Origin of the sequence: Citricoccus sp. NPDC079358 (assembly GCF_040702545.1) — a bacterium.
Taxonomy (GTDB): domain Bacteria; phylum Actinomycetota; class Actinomycetes; order Actinomycetales; family Micrococcaceae; genus Citricoccus.
In genome coordinates this window covers 17,728-33,907 of the sequence record NZ_JBFBLI010000001.1, presented here as the reverse complement: position 1 = coordinate 33,907, position 16,180 = coordinate 17,728, and the positions used below count along the sequence as shown (strand labels likewise).

Sequence of the window (16,180 nt, the reverse complement as noted above, 5' to 3'; positions counted from 1 at the left end):
TGGGTGGCATGCCCGCAGACTCCTCCACTCCCGCCGTTTTCCTCTCAACCTTCCAGAAGCTCGTCCCCACCCATCTGGAAACGCCCTGGGCGGAAGAGGACGGGCTCTCCACCGGGGAACTGGATGCCCTGCTGGCCGCCTCCCCCGCCGCCGAGGCCATCCGGGAGGCCGGAGACGAGAACGGAAGCGAGAACGGAGACGAGAACGGAGGCGACGCCGGTGGGATCCCGATTCCGTTGTCGCTCTACGAGTTCCACCGTGCCCTGGGCAACTGCCCGGACCTGCTGGAGACCGATCACTTCTTCTTCGATGCCGATGAGCTGGAGATCCGGGACGGCTTCCTGATGTTCCTCGAGGACTCCGGGGAGAGCACCGTCTGGGGCCTGCCGGTGGCGGACGCCGAGCTGCCGGACCCGCTGGTCTGGCGCCGCTCCACCGGCGCGGACGCCGAACACGGCGTCTGGACGTGCGAGGGCGGGACGTTCAGCGAGTTCGCGATGGACCTGCTGCAGTGGACCTTCGAGGAGCCTGAGGATTCCGAGAACGCATGACCGCATCCCACGCCCCCGAGGGCTATGTGTGCCCGTTCTGCGGCCTGGTGGCCGGTGACGTCTCCGATCCGGAGAACCGCTGCGAGCTCACCGACCTCGTCTACCAGGACGAGGACGTCATGGTCTTCATCGCGGTGGACGGTTTCGGCGACCACGAGGGCCACGCCATGATCTCCCCCACGGAGCACTACGAGACGTTGTACGACCTCCCCGACCGGGTGCTGCAGCGGATCGGGCTGATGGCCCGCCAGGTGGCACTGGCCCAGAAGCAGGCGTGGTCCCCCGACGGTGTCTCCACCCGCCAGCACAACGAGCCCGCGGGGAACCAGCACGTGTGGCACTACCACCTGCACGTGTTCCCGCGCTGGCACGACGACCAGCTCTACCGGCACCTGCGCCACCCGGTGGCCCCGGAAGTGCGGGCGGCCAAGGCCCGCGAGCTGGCGGCCGTGCTCGACGCCGGCCCCACCCGCCTGCCCTGACCCGGCCCGCTGGCACGTTGACCTGACCCCACCCCGGCCACGTTCAGTCGGCTGAACGTGCAGCGGAGCGGGGAGGTGGGATGGATCAGTTGTCGCGGTGGACCACGTAGTCCGCGAAGGCCACGAGGGCGCTCTTGACCGGCGACTCCGGCAGCGGGGCCAGGGCCTCGACGGCGTCCGTGGACCACGTGCGGGTGATGTCCCAGGCCTGCTCGATCACCGGGTGCGCGGAGACGGCGGCCACGGCTGCGGCCAGCTGCTCCTCGGTGTCCAGGGGCCCGTCCACCAGGTCGAGGACGGCGGCCGCCGTCGCATCGGCCGCAGGGGCCTGGCGCAGCAGCAGCACCGGCAGGGTGGGCACCCGTTCCTTGAGGTCGGTGCCCGGGGTCTTCCCGGACGTGTGGGAGGTGCTGGTGAGATCGATGACGTCGTCTGCCAGCTGGAAGGCCATGCCGACCTTCTCCCCGTAGTCCTCGAGGATCTGCACGGTGGACGCGTCACAGCCGCCGAAGTGGGCGCCCAGGCGTCCGGCGGAGGCGATCAGCGACCCGGTCTTGCCGCCGATCACGCGCAGGTAGTGCTCCAGGGGGTCGTCGTGCTCCTCCGGGCCCACGGTCTCCCAGAGCTGGCCCATGACCAGCCGCTCGAAGGTACGCGCCTGGATGGCCACGGCCTCCGGGCCGAGCGTCGCCATCAGCAGGGAGGCGCGCGCGAAGATCAGGTCACCGGCCAGGATGGCCACCGAGTTGCCCCACACCTGGTGGGCGGCCGGGGCGCCGCGGCGCACGGGCGCCTCGTCCATGACGTCGTCGTGGTACAGGGTCGCCAGGTGCGTCAGCTCCATCACGACGGCGGCCGAGCGGACCTCCGCGGCCACCTCGCCGACCTGCCCCGTGCCGACCCCGGGCTCCCCCAGCAGCGAGGACAGGATGGTCAGCAGGGGGCGGATCCGCTTGCCACCGGCCTCCAGCAGGTGCCGGGAGGTGTGGTCCGCCAGCTGGTCCGCGTTGGTGACGGCCTCGGACAGCTCGAGTTCGACGCGCTCGAGGGCGGTGGTGACCACGTCGAGCAGATCGCCGTGCTCCGCCAGGTTCTCGAAACCGGCGGGCAGGACCAGCCCGCCGACGGGGTCACCGGGGATGCCGGAGGAGACGCCGGTGGAGACGTCAGCGCGGGATACGGGCTCGGGTGAAGTCACCCGGCCAGCCTAACCAACGTTGGCCGGGGTCGGCGCATCCGGGTCGGAGCGCATACCGGTGGCGGACGCCACCTCCGGCGCTGCCCCCGGTGCCGACCCCATCGTCGTGGCGGTGGGGACCACGGACTCCAGCAGCCGCACCACCCGGTCCACCGGTGCGGTACCCCGTTCGTCCACGAGGTTGGCCATCACCTGCACCACGGAGCGCAGCAGCGGCTTGACCCGCATGCCCGTGGCCAGGGCGGCCTTCAGCACGGCGGGGTGGCCGATCAGCTCCGCGAACCGGCTGCCGAGCGCGAAGTGTCCGCCCCAGGTCTCCTGGGTGAGCACCGGGTAGCGGGCCAACTCGGCCTCCCGACCGGCCGCCGTCGGGCGCTGCAGGGCTGTGACGGCCAGGTCTGCCGCGATGCGGGCGGCCTCCATGGCGAAGGAGATCCCCTCACCGTTGAACGGGGAGACCATGCCGGCCGAGTCCCCGACGAGCAGCATGCCGGGCACGTGCTGCGGGGTGCGGTTGAAGCCCATGGGCAGGGCGGCACCGAGGATCTTCGAGGTGCGGGTCTCCTCGGACAGGCCCCACGTGGCGGTCAGCGCCCCGGACCAGTCCTTGAGGATGGAGCGGTAGTCGAGTTTGCCGAACTGCGGGGAGGTGTCCAGGATGCCCAGGCCCACGTTCACCGTGCCGTCCCCCAGGGGGAACAGCCAGCCGTAGCCGGGCAACAGGTTGCCCGCGGCGTCGGGCAGCTGCAGCCAGGACTCCATCCAGTCGTCGCCGTGGCGCGGGGCGCCCTCCGGAATCGAGTAGTAGGCGCGGACCGCCACGCCCATCGGACGGTCGTCCCGCTTGGCCAGGCCGGCGGAGACGGCGGTGCGGGTGGAGTTGCCGTCCGCGGCGATGACGATCGGGGCGTGGAAGTCCTGGAACTCACCGGTCTTGCGGCCGCGGCCATCCAGCAGCTCGGCGCGCAGGCCGTTGACGGTGCCGTCCTCGGCGCGCAGCACGGTGGTGACGGAGTGGCGTTCGAGGATCGTGGCGCCGGCCGCGCGGGCGTGCTGGGCGAGGACCTCGTCGAAATCGTGGCGAGTGCGCACCAGGGCGTAGTCCGGCCAGGTCTCGGTCGTCGGCCACGGAACCTCCACCGCGCGGCCCTCGGCCACCAACCGCAGCCCCTTGATGTGCTGCCACCCGTCCTCGGCGGCATGCGGGACCCCCATCAGGTTCATCTCCCGCACGGCCTGCGGGGTGAGCCCGTCCCCACACACCTTCTCGCGCGGGTAGGCCGTCTTCTCGAGCACCGTGACGTCGATTCCGGCGTTGGCCAGGTGCCAGGCAGCCGTGGCCCCGGCCGGGCCGCCGCCGGCGATGAGGACTTGGGTCTGGACGGATGTCGTTGCGCGTTCCACCCTGCCATTCTCCCAGAGCACCGGGGCACACCGGCGCGCACTGGCCCAGGGCACTGACGGTAGGCTTGACAGGTCATGAACAACCCTGGATTCACGGCGCCCGCACCCCGATTGGCGTCCTGCACGTATAGCGCCCCTGTGCCCGGCGGGAACGGACTGGCCGATCTCCTGTCCACCGGCTCGGAGTGTGCCTGGATCCGCTTCGGTGAGGGCATGGTCGGCCTGGGTACCGCCGCCCGCTTCACGACCACTGGACCCGGGCGTTTCGAAGCGGCCCGCCGGTGGTGGATGGCCGCCACGGCCGCCGAGTCCGGGGACACCCCTCGGACGACCGTTCCCGACGACGCCCTGCCGCGACGATCGCCGCTCGCCTTCGCCGCGTTCGCCTTCGCCGACGACAGTCCCGTCGACTCGGTCCTCCTGGTCCCGGAGTTCGTCGTCGGTTCGGCCCAGGGACGGTCCTGGCTGACCTGGCAGGTGGACCTCGACTCCCCCTGCTACGCCGAGAAAGCCGCCGCCGGCTGGCGGCCGGACCGGGCCGACGCCGAGCGGCGGCTGAGCGAACTGCTCGCCGAGGCGGCCGGCCGGCGGCCGGACCGCACCGGCGCGGGCGCGGGCGCGGATACCGGGGCGGGATCCGCGGCAGACGGTCTCGAGCTCACCGACGGGGTGCTCTCCCAGGACGGGTACCGGGCCGCCGTCGTCCGGGGGGTGCAGCAGATCGAGGCCGGAACCCTGACGAAGATCGTGCTGGCCCGCGACGCGGTGGTCCGCTCCGCCGATCCCGTGGACGTCTCGCAGGTCCTGCGCGAACTGGCCGTGCGGTACCGGGACTGCTGGACCTACGCCGTGGACGGGTTGATCGGCTCGACCCCGGAGATGTTGGTCAAGGTGGACGGGGACATCGCCCGGGCTCGCGTGCTGGCCGGGACCCTGGACCGGGATGGGGCACCGGTGGGAACAGCCGGAACCGACTATGCCCGTCAGCTGCTCACCGACGACCCCAAGCAGCGCTACGAACATCGGCTGGCCGTGGATTCCCTGACGGAGCGCCTCGAGCCATTCACCACCTCCCTCGAGGCCCCGGACTCACCGTTCGTCCTCGAGCTACCCAACGTGTGGCATCTCGCAACCGACGTCACGGCACGGCTCGTGGGGGCGGAGGGCGCACGGCGCACGGGGCCCGGCGCGCTGGCACTCACCGAGGCGCTGCATCCCACGGCGGCCGTGTGCGGCACCCCGCGCGAGGCTGCCGCCTCGCTCATCCACCGGCTGGAGTCTGAGGACCACGGGCTGGACCGCGGACTCTTCGCCGGACCCGTGGGGTGGCTGGACGGGAATGGGAACGGCGAGTTCGGGATCGCGTTGCGCGGCGCCGTGGTGCAGGATGCGCATACGGTGCGCCTCTACGCCGGCTGCGGGATCGTGGCGGCCTCGGACCCTGAGGCCGAGCTGGCCGAAACCCACGCGAAGATGCGGCCCATGCTGCAGGCGCTGGGAGTGCAGGCCTAGGCGGCCGGAGTCCTGATGGTCCCTCACCACGATCCGGCCCCGGCGGCGACGGACGGCCCTCTGGTGGGCCCGGTCCCGGCGCCGCAGCTGCACGTGATGACGTTCAACATCCGCCGCCGGATGTGGCACCCGACCGGTCGGAGCCCCGATCTCTGGTCTCGCCGGAAGGGCCTGATCCGCCGACTGCTCGCGGCAGAGCGACCCACGGTCCTGAGCGTGCAGGAGGCCCTGCCCGACCAGGCCGACTGGGTGCTGGCCGGTCTTGGGCCGGACTACCGCCGCGTGGGGACGGGCCGCCGGGCCGACGGCGGCGGCGAGGGCACCCCGATCTTCTATGACGGCCAGCGCTTGCAGCTGACCGGTTCGAACCAGTGGGCCCTCTCCGAGACCCCGCACCGGGCCGGTTCCCGCAGTTGGGGCAACCTGGTGCCGCGCATCGCCGTCGCCGCGAATTTCACCGACCGTGAGACCGGCGCGGCCTTCCGCGTGATCAACACGCACCTGGACCACCTCTCGGCCCGGTCCCGGCTGGCCTCGGCACGGATGCTGCGGCGGCTGGTTGAGGACCGGGCCGAGCCCACCGTGCTGACAGCCGATGCCAACACCGGGACGAGATCCCGCCCCTACCGGTCCCTGACTGGTCCGGATCAGTCCGGGGCAGCACCGCTCCGGGACGCCTGGATGGACGCCGAGGACCGGGTGACCGAGGAGTGGGGCACGTTCTCGAATTACCGGCCGCCGCGGCGCGGTGGACGCCGCATCGACTGGATCCTGGTGGACGAGCGGTTCACGGTGGCCGCGGCGGGGATCCACGCGGCGCGGTTCGACGGTGCTGCCGCCTCCGATCACGAGCCCGTCCAGGCCGTGCTGGCCCTGCCGGGCTCAACCTCCTTCATCGCGGCATACGCGTCCAGCGCGTGCCGTCGGGACTCCTGGAGGTCCACGATCGGCTCCGGATAGCCGCTCAGCGGTTCGAGCGCCGCCGGCACCCAGTGCCGGACGTACACCCCGTCCGGATCGAACCTCTCCCGCTGGGTCTGCGGGTTGAACACCCGGAAGTAGGGGGCGGCATCCGCCCCGCAGCCGGCGACCCACTGCCAGGAGACCGGGTTGTTCGCCTCATCGGCGTCCACCAGGGTGTCCCAGAACCACTGTTCCCCGTCCCACCACGGCTGGAGGAGGTTCTTGGTCAGGAAGCTGCCGACCACCAGACGAACGCGGTTGTGCACCCAGCCGCTCTGCCAGAGCTGCCGCATGCCGGCGTCCACCAGGGGCACCCCGGTGAGCCCGCGCTGCCACGCGCGCAGTGACTGCTCGTCCGGGACGGAGGGGAAATGCCGGAACTGGGGGCGCATCGGTTCCCGCTCGAGGTCCTCCACGTGATACCGGAAGTTCCAACTGAACTCGCGCCAGTACACCTGCCGCAGCCATGCTTCACGATCCGCCTCCGCAAGGTCCCCGTCCTCCCGGGCAGCCTGCACCAGCTGCCGGGGCGAGACCTCCCCGAAGCGCAACCGCGGGGACATCCGCGAGGTGGACAGCTCATCGCCGGGGATGTCCCTGGACTGGGCGTAACCGTCCACGCCGGTGCCCACGTCCTCCAGCCGCCGGGCCGCGTCCACGCACCCCGGTTCCCAGTGCTGGTCGAGGGTGCCCCGCCACCACTGCGGGACATCCTCCGCGGCGTGGGCGCCGGAACCCGTGCCGGTTCCGTCCAACAACCCCAGTTCCTCCAGCCCGATGACGGCCCCGTCCCGTCGAAGCCCGGCAATCCTGTCCTCCAGGCCATCCGGTGCCAGCTGCGGCGCAGGCTCCGGCAGCACCTCTCCGATCGGCATCTGCGCCGCCGCCTTCCAGAACGGGGTGAACACCTTGTAGTGCTCCCCGGACCCGTTCAGGACCCTTTGGGGCTCGGCCAGCAGGAATCCCGGATGGCTGTGCACCTGCAGGCCCCGCGCGGAGAGCTGTTCCTTGAGTTCCCGGTCCAGTGCCCGCGAGGCCGGCGCATACCGGCGTGACCAGCGCACCGCCGTCGCCTGGAGCCCTTCCGCCACGGCCGGCAGCACCTCCGCGGCACGGCCGGCGGCGAGGAGCAGGGGTATGCCGAGCCGCCCCAGCTCCCCCTCGAGGACCCTGAGTGACCGGTGGGCCCACCAGCGCGTCGCCCCACCCAGGGGGCGGGGGCCGAGGCCGTGGGCGTCTCGTTGCTCACGGATCCAGAGGGCGACGACGGGGCCGTCCCGGCGGGCGGCGGTCAGGGCCTCGTGGTCGGTCACCCGCAGATCGTCGCGGAACCAGAGCAGCGTCAGATGGCTCACCGGAACGTCGCGCGGACCGCGGCCTCCACCTGGCCGCGGACACGGGGACGGGCCGAACGGTCCGAACGCAGCTCGAGCACCCGGCGGCCGGCGCCCGGACTGCCACCGAGGGTGGACAGCAGGTCGTCCTCGCTGTCCACCGGGACCCACTCCAGGCCGTAGGCGGCACACAGGGCGCGCACCTCCACCTCCTGCGGGGTGCCGAAGAAGCGCTCCACCACCTCGGCCATGCCCTCGCGCTGGGCCACCTGACCGTGTTCCAGGCCGGCGAAGATCGCCCCGCCGGCGTCATTGACCACCACGATGTCCAGGTCGGGTTCTGACTCCCCCGGGCCGATCAGCAGGCCACTCACGTCATGGAGCAGGGTCAGGTCCCCGCACAGCAGCACGGTGCGCTGGCCGGTACCCAGGGCGATGCCGGAAGCGGTGGAGACCGTGCCGTCGATACCGGCGAGCCCGCGGTTGGCATAGATGATGGACTGCGGCACGGTGGGCGGACGCCAGGACAGGTCCACGTCCCGGATCACGGACGACGAGCCCAGCACGAGGGGTCCACGCACGGTGCTGGCCACGAGTTGGCTGGTGCGCAGGGCACCGGGCCGGCCGATCTCGTCGTGCCGGGTGGCCAGAGCGTCATCCAGGGCTGCCTGGGCGCGCACGCCCGCCTGCTGCCAGTCCGTCAGCCAGCCGGCCGGGCCACGTCCGGCGACGACGGCCAGCTCCCCCAGGTCCTCCACCGGGCGTTCGCGGCGGGCACCGGGTTCGAACCAGGCCACCGGCTCGGGCTGGTGGAACGCCGTGGCCAGGTCGGCCCGGGCCAGCAGAGCGGAGACCTGCCGGGTCAGGGTCGGCCGGCCGAAGAGGATGACCTGCTCGATCCGGGCGGCCAGCGGATGGGAGTCCTCCCCCAGCCCGCCGGCGGAACCAAGGAGCCACGGGTAGGCGCCGACGGCGTTGTGGCCGAAGCGGGCGTTCGAACTCGGCTCGGCGAGCAGCGGCAGACCGAGGGCGTTCGCGAAGGCGGCGGGCAGCGGTCCGGAGCCGTGACCGGCCACCACCACGGTGCGGGACTCGTGCAGCTCGGAGACGTCCAGGTCCAGTTGCTCGGTCAGGTCCATGGGGTTCACCCGGGCGGGGCCAGCGGGCCGATGGGCGGGCGTGCTGAGTGCCGTGCTGGGTGCCGTGCTGGTGAGCTCCCCCGCCTCCGGGCCGGCGTCGTCCTCGGCCGGGACCAGCGGCTCCCGGAACCGCAGGTTCAGGTGGATGGGTCCGGGGGCGGACTCGCGGACGGCGACCCCCGGTACCCCGGCGAACCCCTCCACGTCCTCGGTGTCGAAGCCACCGGCCGCGAGCAGCGCCCGGGAGACCACGGAGGCCAGGTGCTCCTGGTGCCGGCGCAGGGCGGTCGTCCGGGGGTGGGCGTCGGCCCCGGAGACCTCGGCGGCCTCCGCGGCCAGCCAGTCCGGGATCTCGTCCGGGTCCACGTCGAGGACGGTGTCCCCGCTCAGGGACTGGGAGAAACGCACGTGCAGCGGGAAGAGCCCCTCCTGGCACGTGGTCTGGTTGGCACCGGTGCCCTGCAGCTCCTCCGGGCGGTCGGCGGTCAACGCCACCAGCTGGATCCCCGCGTGATCTGCTTCCATGAGGGCCGGCAGCAGGTTGCCCACGGCCGTCCCGGACGTGGTCACCACGCCGACCGGCCGCCCCGAGGCCAGGGCCAGTCCCAGCGCCGTGAAGGCGGCCGAGCGCTCGTCGATGCGCACGTGGAGCCGGACCCGGCCGGCCCGTTCGGCCTCGGCGAGGGCGTAGACCAGGGGCGCGGAACGGGAACCGGGGGCGATCACGGCCTCCCGCAGGCCGCCGTCGACCAGCGCTGCGGTCACGGTCCGGGCCACCTGCAGGGCGTCCAGGGCCGGATTCAGGGTGGGCTGGTCATCCGGGATTCGCTCCATGGTCCTCATCCTACGGAGGAAGCCTGAGTGGGAGGTTAACTCCGGTGCTGGTCTGGTTGGTGCCGCGTGTCCGGCTGGTCCATCCCGGAATCGCATCATGACGCCACCCCCGGCACCACGGCGAGCGTGGCATCGGGGGTGGCGTCGGGGATGGCGTCGGAGGGTGGCGTCGGAGGGTGGCGTGACTCTGTGCGCCGCGGTCAGCGGCCGTTGTTGCCCGTGGTCGAGAAGACCTGGACGACGGCCGGGCGCGGGACGGCGACCTTGTCCCCCTTCAGCGGGCCCTCCGGGACGAAGTCCGGGAAGTAGGAGGTGTGAGCCCCCCAGTCGCCGCCCTCGCCGGGGTGCTGCACGGCCACGAACACGGAGTTGTCCTGATCGTGGATCACCGGCCCACAGGTCTCGGCATCCGCCGGGACCGCCAGGAACTGCTCCACGCGGCCGCGGTTGCGACCCTCGAGGGTGACCTTGTGCAGCGCGTCCGAGTAGCCGATCTTGCCGGGCTGGCCGTCCGTGGAGATCCAGAGGTTGCCCTCGGAGTCGAAGGCCAGGTTGTCCGGGCAGGAGATCGGGGAGACCTGGTCCGCCGGGAACCCGGAGAAGTACACCGAGTCGGAGGCCGCCGGATCGCCGGCGAGCAGCAGGATGTTCCAGTTGAAGCGTTCCGAGGTGTGGTCGCCACGGCGTTCGATCATCTCGATGACGTGGCCATCGCGGTTGCCGCCGTCCGCTTTCGCCACCGGGTTGGCCTCGTCCACGCCCTCGCGGGTACGGCCGGAGTTGTTGGTCAGGGCCAGGTAGACCTTGCCGGTCACGGGGTTGGTCTCCATGTCCTCCGGGCGGTCCATCTTGGTGGCGCCGACCTTGTCCCCGGCGAGCCGGGTATTGACCAGCACCTGGTCCACGGTCATGTCCGGGACCAGGGACTTGTCGTTCTTCACCAGCGGGATCCAGCGGCCCCAGCCGTCGAAGTCGCCGTCCGAGGGGACCGCACCGGTGCCGTCGATCTCGGAGGCCGGGGAGTTGCCGGAGTACTGGGCCACGTACAGGGTGCCCTCGGAGAGCAGGGTCATGTTGTGCTTCTTGTCGCCCTTGCGGTACTTCTGCTTCGAGACGAACTTGTACACGTAGTCATGGGCCTGGTCGTCACCGGAGTAGACCACGGCGTGGCCGTCCCGGGAGATGATCGCGGTGCCGGCCTCGTGCTTGAAGCGGCCCAGGGCGGTGTGCTTGACCGGCGTGGACTTCGGGTCCTCCGGATCGATCTCCACGATCCAGCCGAAGCGGTTGGCCTCGTTGGCGTAGCCCTCGTTGTTCAGGTTGAACCGCGGATCCACGGTCTCCCAGCGGCGGGACGACGGCCCCGGCGTGATCCCGATGCGGCGCTCGGCCTCCGCTCCGGTGCCGACGAAGTACTGGTCGAAGTTCTCCTCCCCGGACAGCACGGTGCCCCACGGGGTGGTACCCCCGGCGCAGTTGTTCAAGGTGCCGAGCACCTTGGTGCCGGTGGTGTCGTCCTTCGTCTTCAGCAGGTCCGAGCCGGCGGCGGGGCCGTCCACGGTGAACTGGGTGGAGCCGGTGATGCGGCGGTTGCGGCGGCCACCCCGGACGTACTCCCACTTCTGGCCCTTGCCGCCGCGCTTGAGGTCCACGATCGAGAGGCCGTGCGCCTCGATGGCGGCCTCGATGACGTCCTTCGGGTTGGACTTGCGGTACTCCGGGGAGAACATGACGTTCTCATTGGTGTACTCGTGGCTGTTCACCAGGAAGCCGGTGCGGTCGTTGCCGCCGTCGGAGAACACGTCCAGGTAGTCCGAGTTGTAGCCGAACTGCTGCGCCTGCGACGCGCCCGTCTGGTTCTCCAGGTCGAACTCCGGCGAGTCATCGAACAGCGGGTCTCCCCAGCGGATGATCGCCGCCCAGTCGTAGCCGGACGGGACGGTCATCGCGTCCACGGTGCGCTCCACCGGGGCGATGGCCTCGAAAGGCAGCTTGCCGCCGCCCGTGGGGTGGAACCCGTTCGCCGCCTGGGCCGCGGGGGCCTTCTGCAGGGCGGTGGCGCCGACGACCACGGCGGCGGCGAGGCCACCACCCAGCCCGAGTGCGGCGCGGCGGGAGATCGCGGCATTGGCGATGTCCCGGAAGTGGGAATTGTCCGAGGTGTTCGGAACCGGGTGGGAACAGGCGCTGCCGCACTTGAGTTCACAGGTGATCGGGAGGCGGTTTCCGCGGGTGTGCCCGGCCATGGGCAGGTGGCGTTTCAGCATGGGTTTCCCTCTTCAGGTGGTGACGGTGACGTTCACAAGGCCTTCACAGACTGGCCTCGTCAATCCGCCGTCCGGTCACCGCCCGGTGACCTCCCGGTGAACACTGGGTGAGGTGTATTTAGGTCACGCCGTTGCCACTCAATTCGCCCTCAGGTCGCGGACAACACCGCGTGGGCCTGCGCCAGGCGCTGACGCCACCACTGCTGCCGGTCCTCGTCCGCCCGCAGCCGTGCCAGGGCCGCGGGGTCTGGGACGGGGCGGGCACGAGCTGCGCCGGAAGCGCCGGAAGCCAAGTGGCCGGCGTCGGGAAGCCACCCCGGGACCACCACGTCCTCGGTGAACAGTGCCACGGTGCCCAGCCCACAGGCGTAGGGCAGCGCGGGCAGGCTCGCGGCAAGCGCCACCCCGGCGGCGATCCCCACGGAGGTGTCCAGGGCGGAGGACACCACGGCGTCCAGTCCGGCCGCCCCGACGATGCCCAGGGCGCGGCGCACCCCGCCGAGGGGCTGGACCTTGACCACGACGAGATCCGCCGCGCCGGCCCGGGCCACCGCGAGCGGATCGGTCTCCTGGCGCACGGATTCATCGGCGGCGATCCGCACCGGCGTCCCCGCGGCGTGGAGGGCCTCGCGTAGCCGGGCCAGCCCCTCGATCCCGGCCACGGGCTGCTCGGCGTACTCGAGACCGTGCTCCGCGAGCCGCTGCAGGGCGGCGAGCGCCGTGGCGTGGTCCCAGCCCTGATTGGCGTCGATCCGCAGCGCCGCCCCCGGACGCAGCCGGCGGACCTCGGCCACCCGGGCCACGTCCTCCGCCACCCCCTCCGGACCGGTGCGGCCTGCTTCGGCGACCTTCACCTTGACGGCGGGCACCTCACCGAAGGAATCCAGCACCCGCCCGACGTCGGCCGCGGCCACCGCGGGCACCGTGGCGTTCACCGGGACCCGGTCCCGCACCGGCGCCGGCCAGCCCTGCCAGCCCGCCTCGATCGCGGCGGCCAGCCAGCGCGAGGACTCCTCCGGACCGTACTCAGCGAACGGGGAGAACTCGGCCCAGCCGGCCGGTCCGTGCAGCAGCATGGCCTCGCGCACGGTGACGCCGCGGAAGCGGGTGTGCATCGGCTGGGCCACGACGACGGCGCCCTCCAGGAGCTCGTCCAGCTCCGGCAGCCGCGTGCCGTCCAGCAGCGGGGGGATCCCGTCGTGAGGGCCGAGGTGGTTCTGGAGGTGGCGGAATTCAGTCACCCCGCCAGTCTATGGACGCTGGCAGATCGCTCTACACCGCGGCGAAGTAGCCGAACTTGCGCGCCACGGAGGCGGCGCGGGCATGATCGCCGAGAACGGCCTCCAGGGCCTCGACCACGGAGGCGGTGGTCTCCGGGCGCAGGTTCCAGTCCTCGTCGAACGGGTCGTCCCAGCGCGCCCAGGCGTTGCCGGTGGCGGTGAGGGCCAGCGTCATCTCCTCGACGGAGCCGAAGGTGGGCTCGGGCTCCTCGAGCCGGTCCTCCCAGCCGTCCTCGCCCGGTGCGGTGAGGATCGTGCCGGTCAGTCCGTCGAGGATGAAAGGATCGGGGCCTTGCTTGGCCACCACCGTCCACTCGTCGTTCCAGTCCACCAGCAGTGCGCCGGTGCGGGGGTTCCAGCGGTAGCCGGCCTGTTCATCCCAGAGCCGGTCCAGCGGGAAGAACAGGAAGGGCAGGCCAGCGGTGTCGATCTCGATCCACTCCGGCCCGATCTCCCGGTAGAACCGGGTGAGCTCGGGGGCCAGGGGCGACTCCCCGGCCCAGTCGAGGGGTTCCTGGCGGCTCATCGGCCCGAAGACGGACAGGGCATTGCGGACCGCAGCCAGCTCGGGAGTGGGACCCGCAAGGTGTGCCATGGCCCCTACAGTAAGCCGGAACCCACACCGGCGGTCCAGGTTCCGCTGACCCCGGGATGACCATTCGGCGACGAACACTCGACGCTGAGGTGGCCCGGCGAGTGATGACCGCCACGGCCGGATGTTCGGAGTCCTCCCAGCCGTGTGGACCACAATGGCACGCATGTCCCCTGCTGCCTCCGACCCCGCGGGCGCCGGTACCGGCCCCGGCCGGCGAGCCCGTGCCGCCCCTGACACCCGGGACACCGCGCTGCTTCGACCGGCCCGCAGCACCTGGGCCTGGGTGCTGGCCGCGGCGGTGAGCGCGGCCCTGCTGCTGCTGGCGTATCGCGTCTTCGTGACCACGCAGACCGGCCAGCTGGCCGAGTTCATGGCCCTGGAAGCGGCCACACACCGGCTCGAGGGGCTGCGGGGGTCCACCCTCACCGTGCTCAACCGGCTGCCGCAGATCGTGGGGGTGGCCGGCGTCGGGGTGTTCCTGGTGTTGACGGTCTACCGGCGGCGCTGGTTCGCGTCCCTGGTGGCGGCGCTGGCGTTCGGCGCGGCGAACCTGACCACCCAACTGCTGAAGAACTGGGTGCTGGTGCGCCCGGACCTGGACAACGGGGTGCCGTACTACACCGGCAATTCCCTGCCGTCCGGCCACACCACGTTCGCCGCGGCCGCCGTGGTGGCCGTGTTCCTCATGGTCGCCCCGCGCTGGCGTCCGCTGACCGCCGCCGTGGGAGCCGTGTTCGCCACCGCGGTGGGGGCGGGGACCTTCATCGAGACCTGGCACCGCCCCGCCGACATGGTCGCGGCCTACCTGGTGGCCGCCTTCTGGGGGCTGGTGGCCGGCTACGTGATCCTGCGGACCGGCGCCGACTGGAACATCCGCGGCACCCGGACGGCCCGGCATCCCCATCCCGGCGGGCACCCCCTCTGGGATGTGGCCCTCTGGGTCGCCGGCGCAGCGATGCTGCTGGGCGCCTGGTGGGGCTTCGAATCGGCCGGGGGCACCGCAGCCCTGACCGCCGAACCTGACTGGTATTCCGGCTGGCACTTCCTCTACGGCGTACTGCTCGCCACCGGTCCGGGGCTGCTGGTCTTCGCGGCGCTCTCCGGCTTCTTCCGCTGGCAGTCCGGGCGACGCCGACCGGCCGCTCCACGCGGTTAGCGCCGGCCGGCGGCTAGCGGGCCACCAGCTCCGCCACCGAGCCGGGCCCCTTGGGCAGTGAGCGGGCGAAGATGACGGCACCGGCTGCCGCGATCACCGCCACGGCCCAGATGCCGAAGGCCAGTCCGGCCAGCCCGGTGACGGCGGAGAGCACCGCCGGCCCGGTGAGCATGCCGACATCGGACAGCTGCCGCCACAGTGCCAGGAACTGTGGCCGGCCCTCGGGCGGCGAGTAGTCGGCACCGAGCGTCATGACGATCCCGGAACCGAAGCCGTTGCCCAGGCCCACCACCACGGCCACCGCTGAGAACCACCAGGGGGATCCGGTCAACGGCACCAGTGCCGTGCCCAGGGCCAGTCCGGCCATGCAGAACACGGCCACCACGCGGCGACCCCGGCGGTCCATGAGGAACCCGGAGGGGTAGAACATGACCAGGTCGGCCAGACCCGTGAGCCCGTAGACCGCGGAGGCCGCCGCGGGGCTCAGTCCCAGTTCGGTGGCCCACAGCGGGATCACGGCGGAGCGGCTGGCCCGTGCCGCGGCCAGGCACAGCACCCCGATGCCGGCGGTCAGCAGCACCCGGCGGTGCCGCCGGGCCAGCCAGCGCATGGTGGGCCGAGGGCCCGGCCCGGCGTCGGCTGCCGGAGTGGCTGCAGAAGGGGCTGCAGAAGGGGGCACCGCGGTGGAGGAGCCGGGCTGGGAGCTGCCGGCCGGCGTCGTCCCCGGTACGGGCAGGTCCTTGATGGTGAAGCTCATGCCGGCGGCGAGCACCATGGCCGCCGTGGCCACCACGAAGGCGCCCTGCAGGCCCACGACCGTCTGCAGCCCGGCCCCGAGGAAGGGCCCGGCGAACATGCCGATGCGGATGGTGCCGCCGAGGGTGGACATCGCCCGGGCCCGGTGGCTGCCCGGGACGGCCACCGCGAGATAGGACTGCCGGGCGAGGTTGAAGCCGGCGCCGGCCATACCCACGATCACCAGGCCGGCGAGTAGCAGGCCGAGCCCGGTGTGATCCGCCACCGGCAACCACCCGGCCACGGCGGCCAGGGTTACCAGGGCGCCGAGGGATCCCACCCAGGCGGAGACGATGATGGTGGTGCGCTCGCCGGCGCGGGAGGCCAGCCAGGCGGCCGGCGCGTTGGCGACGAGGGAGCCGATGCTGACCAAGGTGACCGAGGCGGCCGCCAGCGCCAGTGAGGCGCCGAACGCCGTGGCGGCCGGGGCCATGGCCGGCATGATGGCGCCGAGGCCCACCGCGTAGACGGCGGAGGGTGCGTAGATCTGGAAGGCCTGTTCCAGCGGTCCGCCGCGGAAACCTCCGAACCGGCGACGCCGGCCCTCGGCTGCGGACATGGCTCGCCTTTCGCTGGACTGGAGAACCACGCTACCGGAGCGCGCCGGCCCGGCCGGTCGCCAGGACCGGCCGGGCCGAACACGGGATGGGCGTCTGTGCGGGACGGGTGG

General features: G+C 72.0%; 13 protein-coding genes. 5 read left to right on the top strand and 8 right to left on the bottom strand.

Going from position 1 to position 16,180, the window contains the following annotated elements:
• The first annotated feature begins 8 nt into the window (after positions 1-8).
• Positions 9-551 (top strand): hypothetical protein, encoded by a 543-nt coding sequence (locus tag AB0333_RS00145; protein ID WP_366216761.1) that lies wholly within the window; start codon positions 9-11, stop codon positions 549-551.
• The gene (locus AB0333_RS00140; protein WP_366216760.1) at positions 548-1,033 is read left to right on the top strand and encodes an HIT domain-containing protein; all 486 of its coding nucleotides are present in this window, start codon (positions 548-550) and stop codon (positions 1,031-1,033) included. Before AB0333_RS00145 ends, AB0333_RS00140 begins: the two co-directional genes overlap by 4 nt.
• Before the next feature lie 85 nt (positions 1,034-1,118).
• On the opposite strand, the gene AB0333_RS00135 is transcribed toward AB0333_RS00140, so the two are convergent.
• Both AB0333_RS00135 and AB0333_RS00130 read right to left on the bottom strand, forming a co-directional pair.
• Positions 1,119-2,174, bottom strand: coding sequence for a polyprenyl synthetase family protein (locus AB0333_RS00135; protein ID WP_366217175.1), 1,056 nt, complete (start codon positions 2,172-2,174; stop codon positions 1,119-1,121).
• Between the two features lie 66 nt (positions 2,175-2,240).
• On the bottom strand, positions 2,241-3,635 hold the full coding sequence (locus AB0333_RS00130) for a geranylgeranyl reductase family protein (RefSeq protein WP_366216759.1): 1,395 nt from the start codon (positions 3,633-3,635) through the stop codon (positions 2,241-2,243).
• 75 nt (positions 3,636-3,710) lie between these two features.
• Between AB0333_RS00130 and AB0333_RS00125 the strand changes: the two genes are divergently transcribed.
• Entirely contained in the window at positions 3,711-5,147 is a 1,437-nt protein-coding gene (locus AB0333_RS00125; RefSeq protein ID WP_366216758.1) for an isochorismate synthase, read from the top strand.
• A 15-nt stretch (positions 5,148-5,162) separates the two neighbouring features.
• Positions 5,163-6,107, top strand: a complete 945-nt coding sequence (locus tag AB0333_RS00120; protein ID WP_366216757.1) for an endonuclease/exonuclease/phosphatase family protein — start codon at positions 5,163-5,165, stop codon at positions 6,105-6,107.
• On the opposite strand, the gene AB0333_RS00115 is transcribed toward AB0333_RS00120, so the two are convergent.
• The 5 genes from AB0333_RS00115 to AB0333_RS00095 all read right to left on the bottom strand — a co-directional run bounded on the left by AB0333_RS00115 (position 5,993) and on the right by AB0333_RS00095 (position 13,559).
• On the bottom strand, positions 5,993-7,465 hold the full coding sequence (locus AB0333_RS00115; protein WP_366216756.1) for a deoxyribodipyrimidine photo-lyase: 1,473 nt from the start codon (positions 7,463-7,465) through the stop codon (positions 5,993-5,995). The genes AB0333_RS00120 and AB0333_RS00115 overlap by 115 nt on opposite strands.
• Positions 7,462-9,417 carry a thiamine pyrophosphate-binding protein gene (locus tag AB0333_RS00110; protein ID WP_366216755.1) on the bottom strand — a complete coding sequence of 652 codons (1,956 nt, stop codon included), beginning with the start codon at positions 9,415-9,417 and terminating at the stop codon, positions 7,462-7,464. The genes AB0333_RS00115 and AB0333_RS00110 overlap by 4 nt, the downstream gene beginning before the upstream one ends.
• Positions 9,418-9,617: 200 nt before the next feature.
• Positions 9,618-11,684: a PhoX family phosphatase gene (locus AB0333_RS00105; RefSeq protein ID WP_366216754.1), complete on the bottom strand. Its 2,067-nt coding sequence runs from the start codon at positions 11,682-11,684 to the stop codon at positions 9,618-9,620.
• A gap of 149 nt (positions 11,685-11,833) precedes the next feature.
• Positions 11,834-12,877, bottom strand: a complete 1,044-nt coding sequence (locus AB0333_RS00100; RefSeq protein ID WP_366217174.1) for an o-succinylbenzoate synthase — start codon at positions 12,875-12,877, stop codon at positions 11,834-11,836.
• Positions 12,878-12,956: 79 nt separating this feature from the next.
• A complete protein-coding gene (locus tag AB0333_RS00095) occupies positions 12,957-13,559 on the bottom strand; it encodes a hypothetical protein (RefSeq protein ID WP_366216753.1) in 603 nt (200 codons plus the stop codon).
• 163 nt (positions 13,560-13,722) lie between these two features.
• Between AB0333_RS00095 and AB0333_RS00090 the strand changes: the two genes are divergently transcribed.
• Positions 13,723-14,715 carry a phosphatase PAP2 family protein gene (locus AB0333_RS00090; protein ID WP_366216752.1) on the top strand — a complete coding sequence of 331 codons (993 nt, stop codon included), beginning with the start codon at positions 13,723-13,725 and terminating at the stop codon, positions 14,713-14,715.
• Between the two features lie 13 nt (positions 14,716-14,728).
• Here AB0333_RS00090 and AB0333_RS00085 read toward each other — a convergent pair whose 3' ends face one another.
• Positions 14,729-16,069: an MFS transporter gene (locus AB0333_RS00085; RefSeq protein ID WP_366216751.1), complete on the bottom strand. Its 1,341-nt coding sequence runs from the start codon at positions 16,067-16,069 to the stop codon at positions 14,729-14,731.
• Positions 16,070-16,180 lie beyond the last annotated feature (111 nt).

What these genes read in the sequence shown, in the direction of transcription:
- AB0333_RS00145 (WP_366216761.1), top strand. Translation starts at nt 9, where the DNA reads ATGCCCGCAGACTCCTCCACTCCCGCCGTTTTCCTCTCAACCTTCCAG.
- AB0333_RS00140 (WP_366216760.1), top strand. Translation starts at nt 548, where the DNA reads ATGACCGCATCCCACGCCCCCGAGGGCTATGTGTGCCCGTTCTGCGGC.
- AB0333_RS00125 (WP_366216758.1), top strand. Translation starts at nt 3,711, where the DNA reads ATGAACAACCCTGGATTCACGGCGCCCGCACCCCGATTGGCGTCCTGC.
- AB0333_RS00120 (WP_366216757.1), top strand. Translation starts at nt 5,163, where the DNA reads ATGGTCCCTCACCACGATCCGGCCCCGGCGGCGACGGACGGCCCTCTG.
- AB0333_RS00110 (WP_366216755.1), bottom strand. Translation starts at nt 9,417, where the DNA reads ATGGAGCGAATCCCGGATGACCAGCCCACCCTGAATCCGGCCCTGGAC.
- AB0333_RS00105 (WP_366216754.1), bottom strand. Translation starts at nt 11,684, where the DNA reads ATGCTGAAACGCCACCTGCCCATGGCCGGGCACACCCGCGGAAACCGC.
- AB0333_RS00095 (WP_366216753.1), bottom strand. Translation starts at nt 13,559, where the DNA reads ATGGCACACCTTGCGGGTCCCACTCCCGAGCTGGCTGCGGTCCGCAAT.
- AB0333_RS00090 (WP_366216752.1), top strand. Translation starts at nt 13,723, where the DNA reads ATGTCCCCTGCTGCCTCCGACCCCGCGGGCGCCGGTACCGGCCCCGGC.
- AB0333_RS00085 (WP_366216751.1), bottom strand. Translation starts at nt 16,069, where the DNA reads ATGTCCGCAGCCGAGGGCCGGCGTCGCCGGTTCGGAGGTTTCCGCGGC.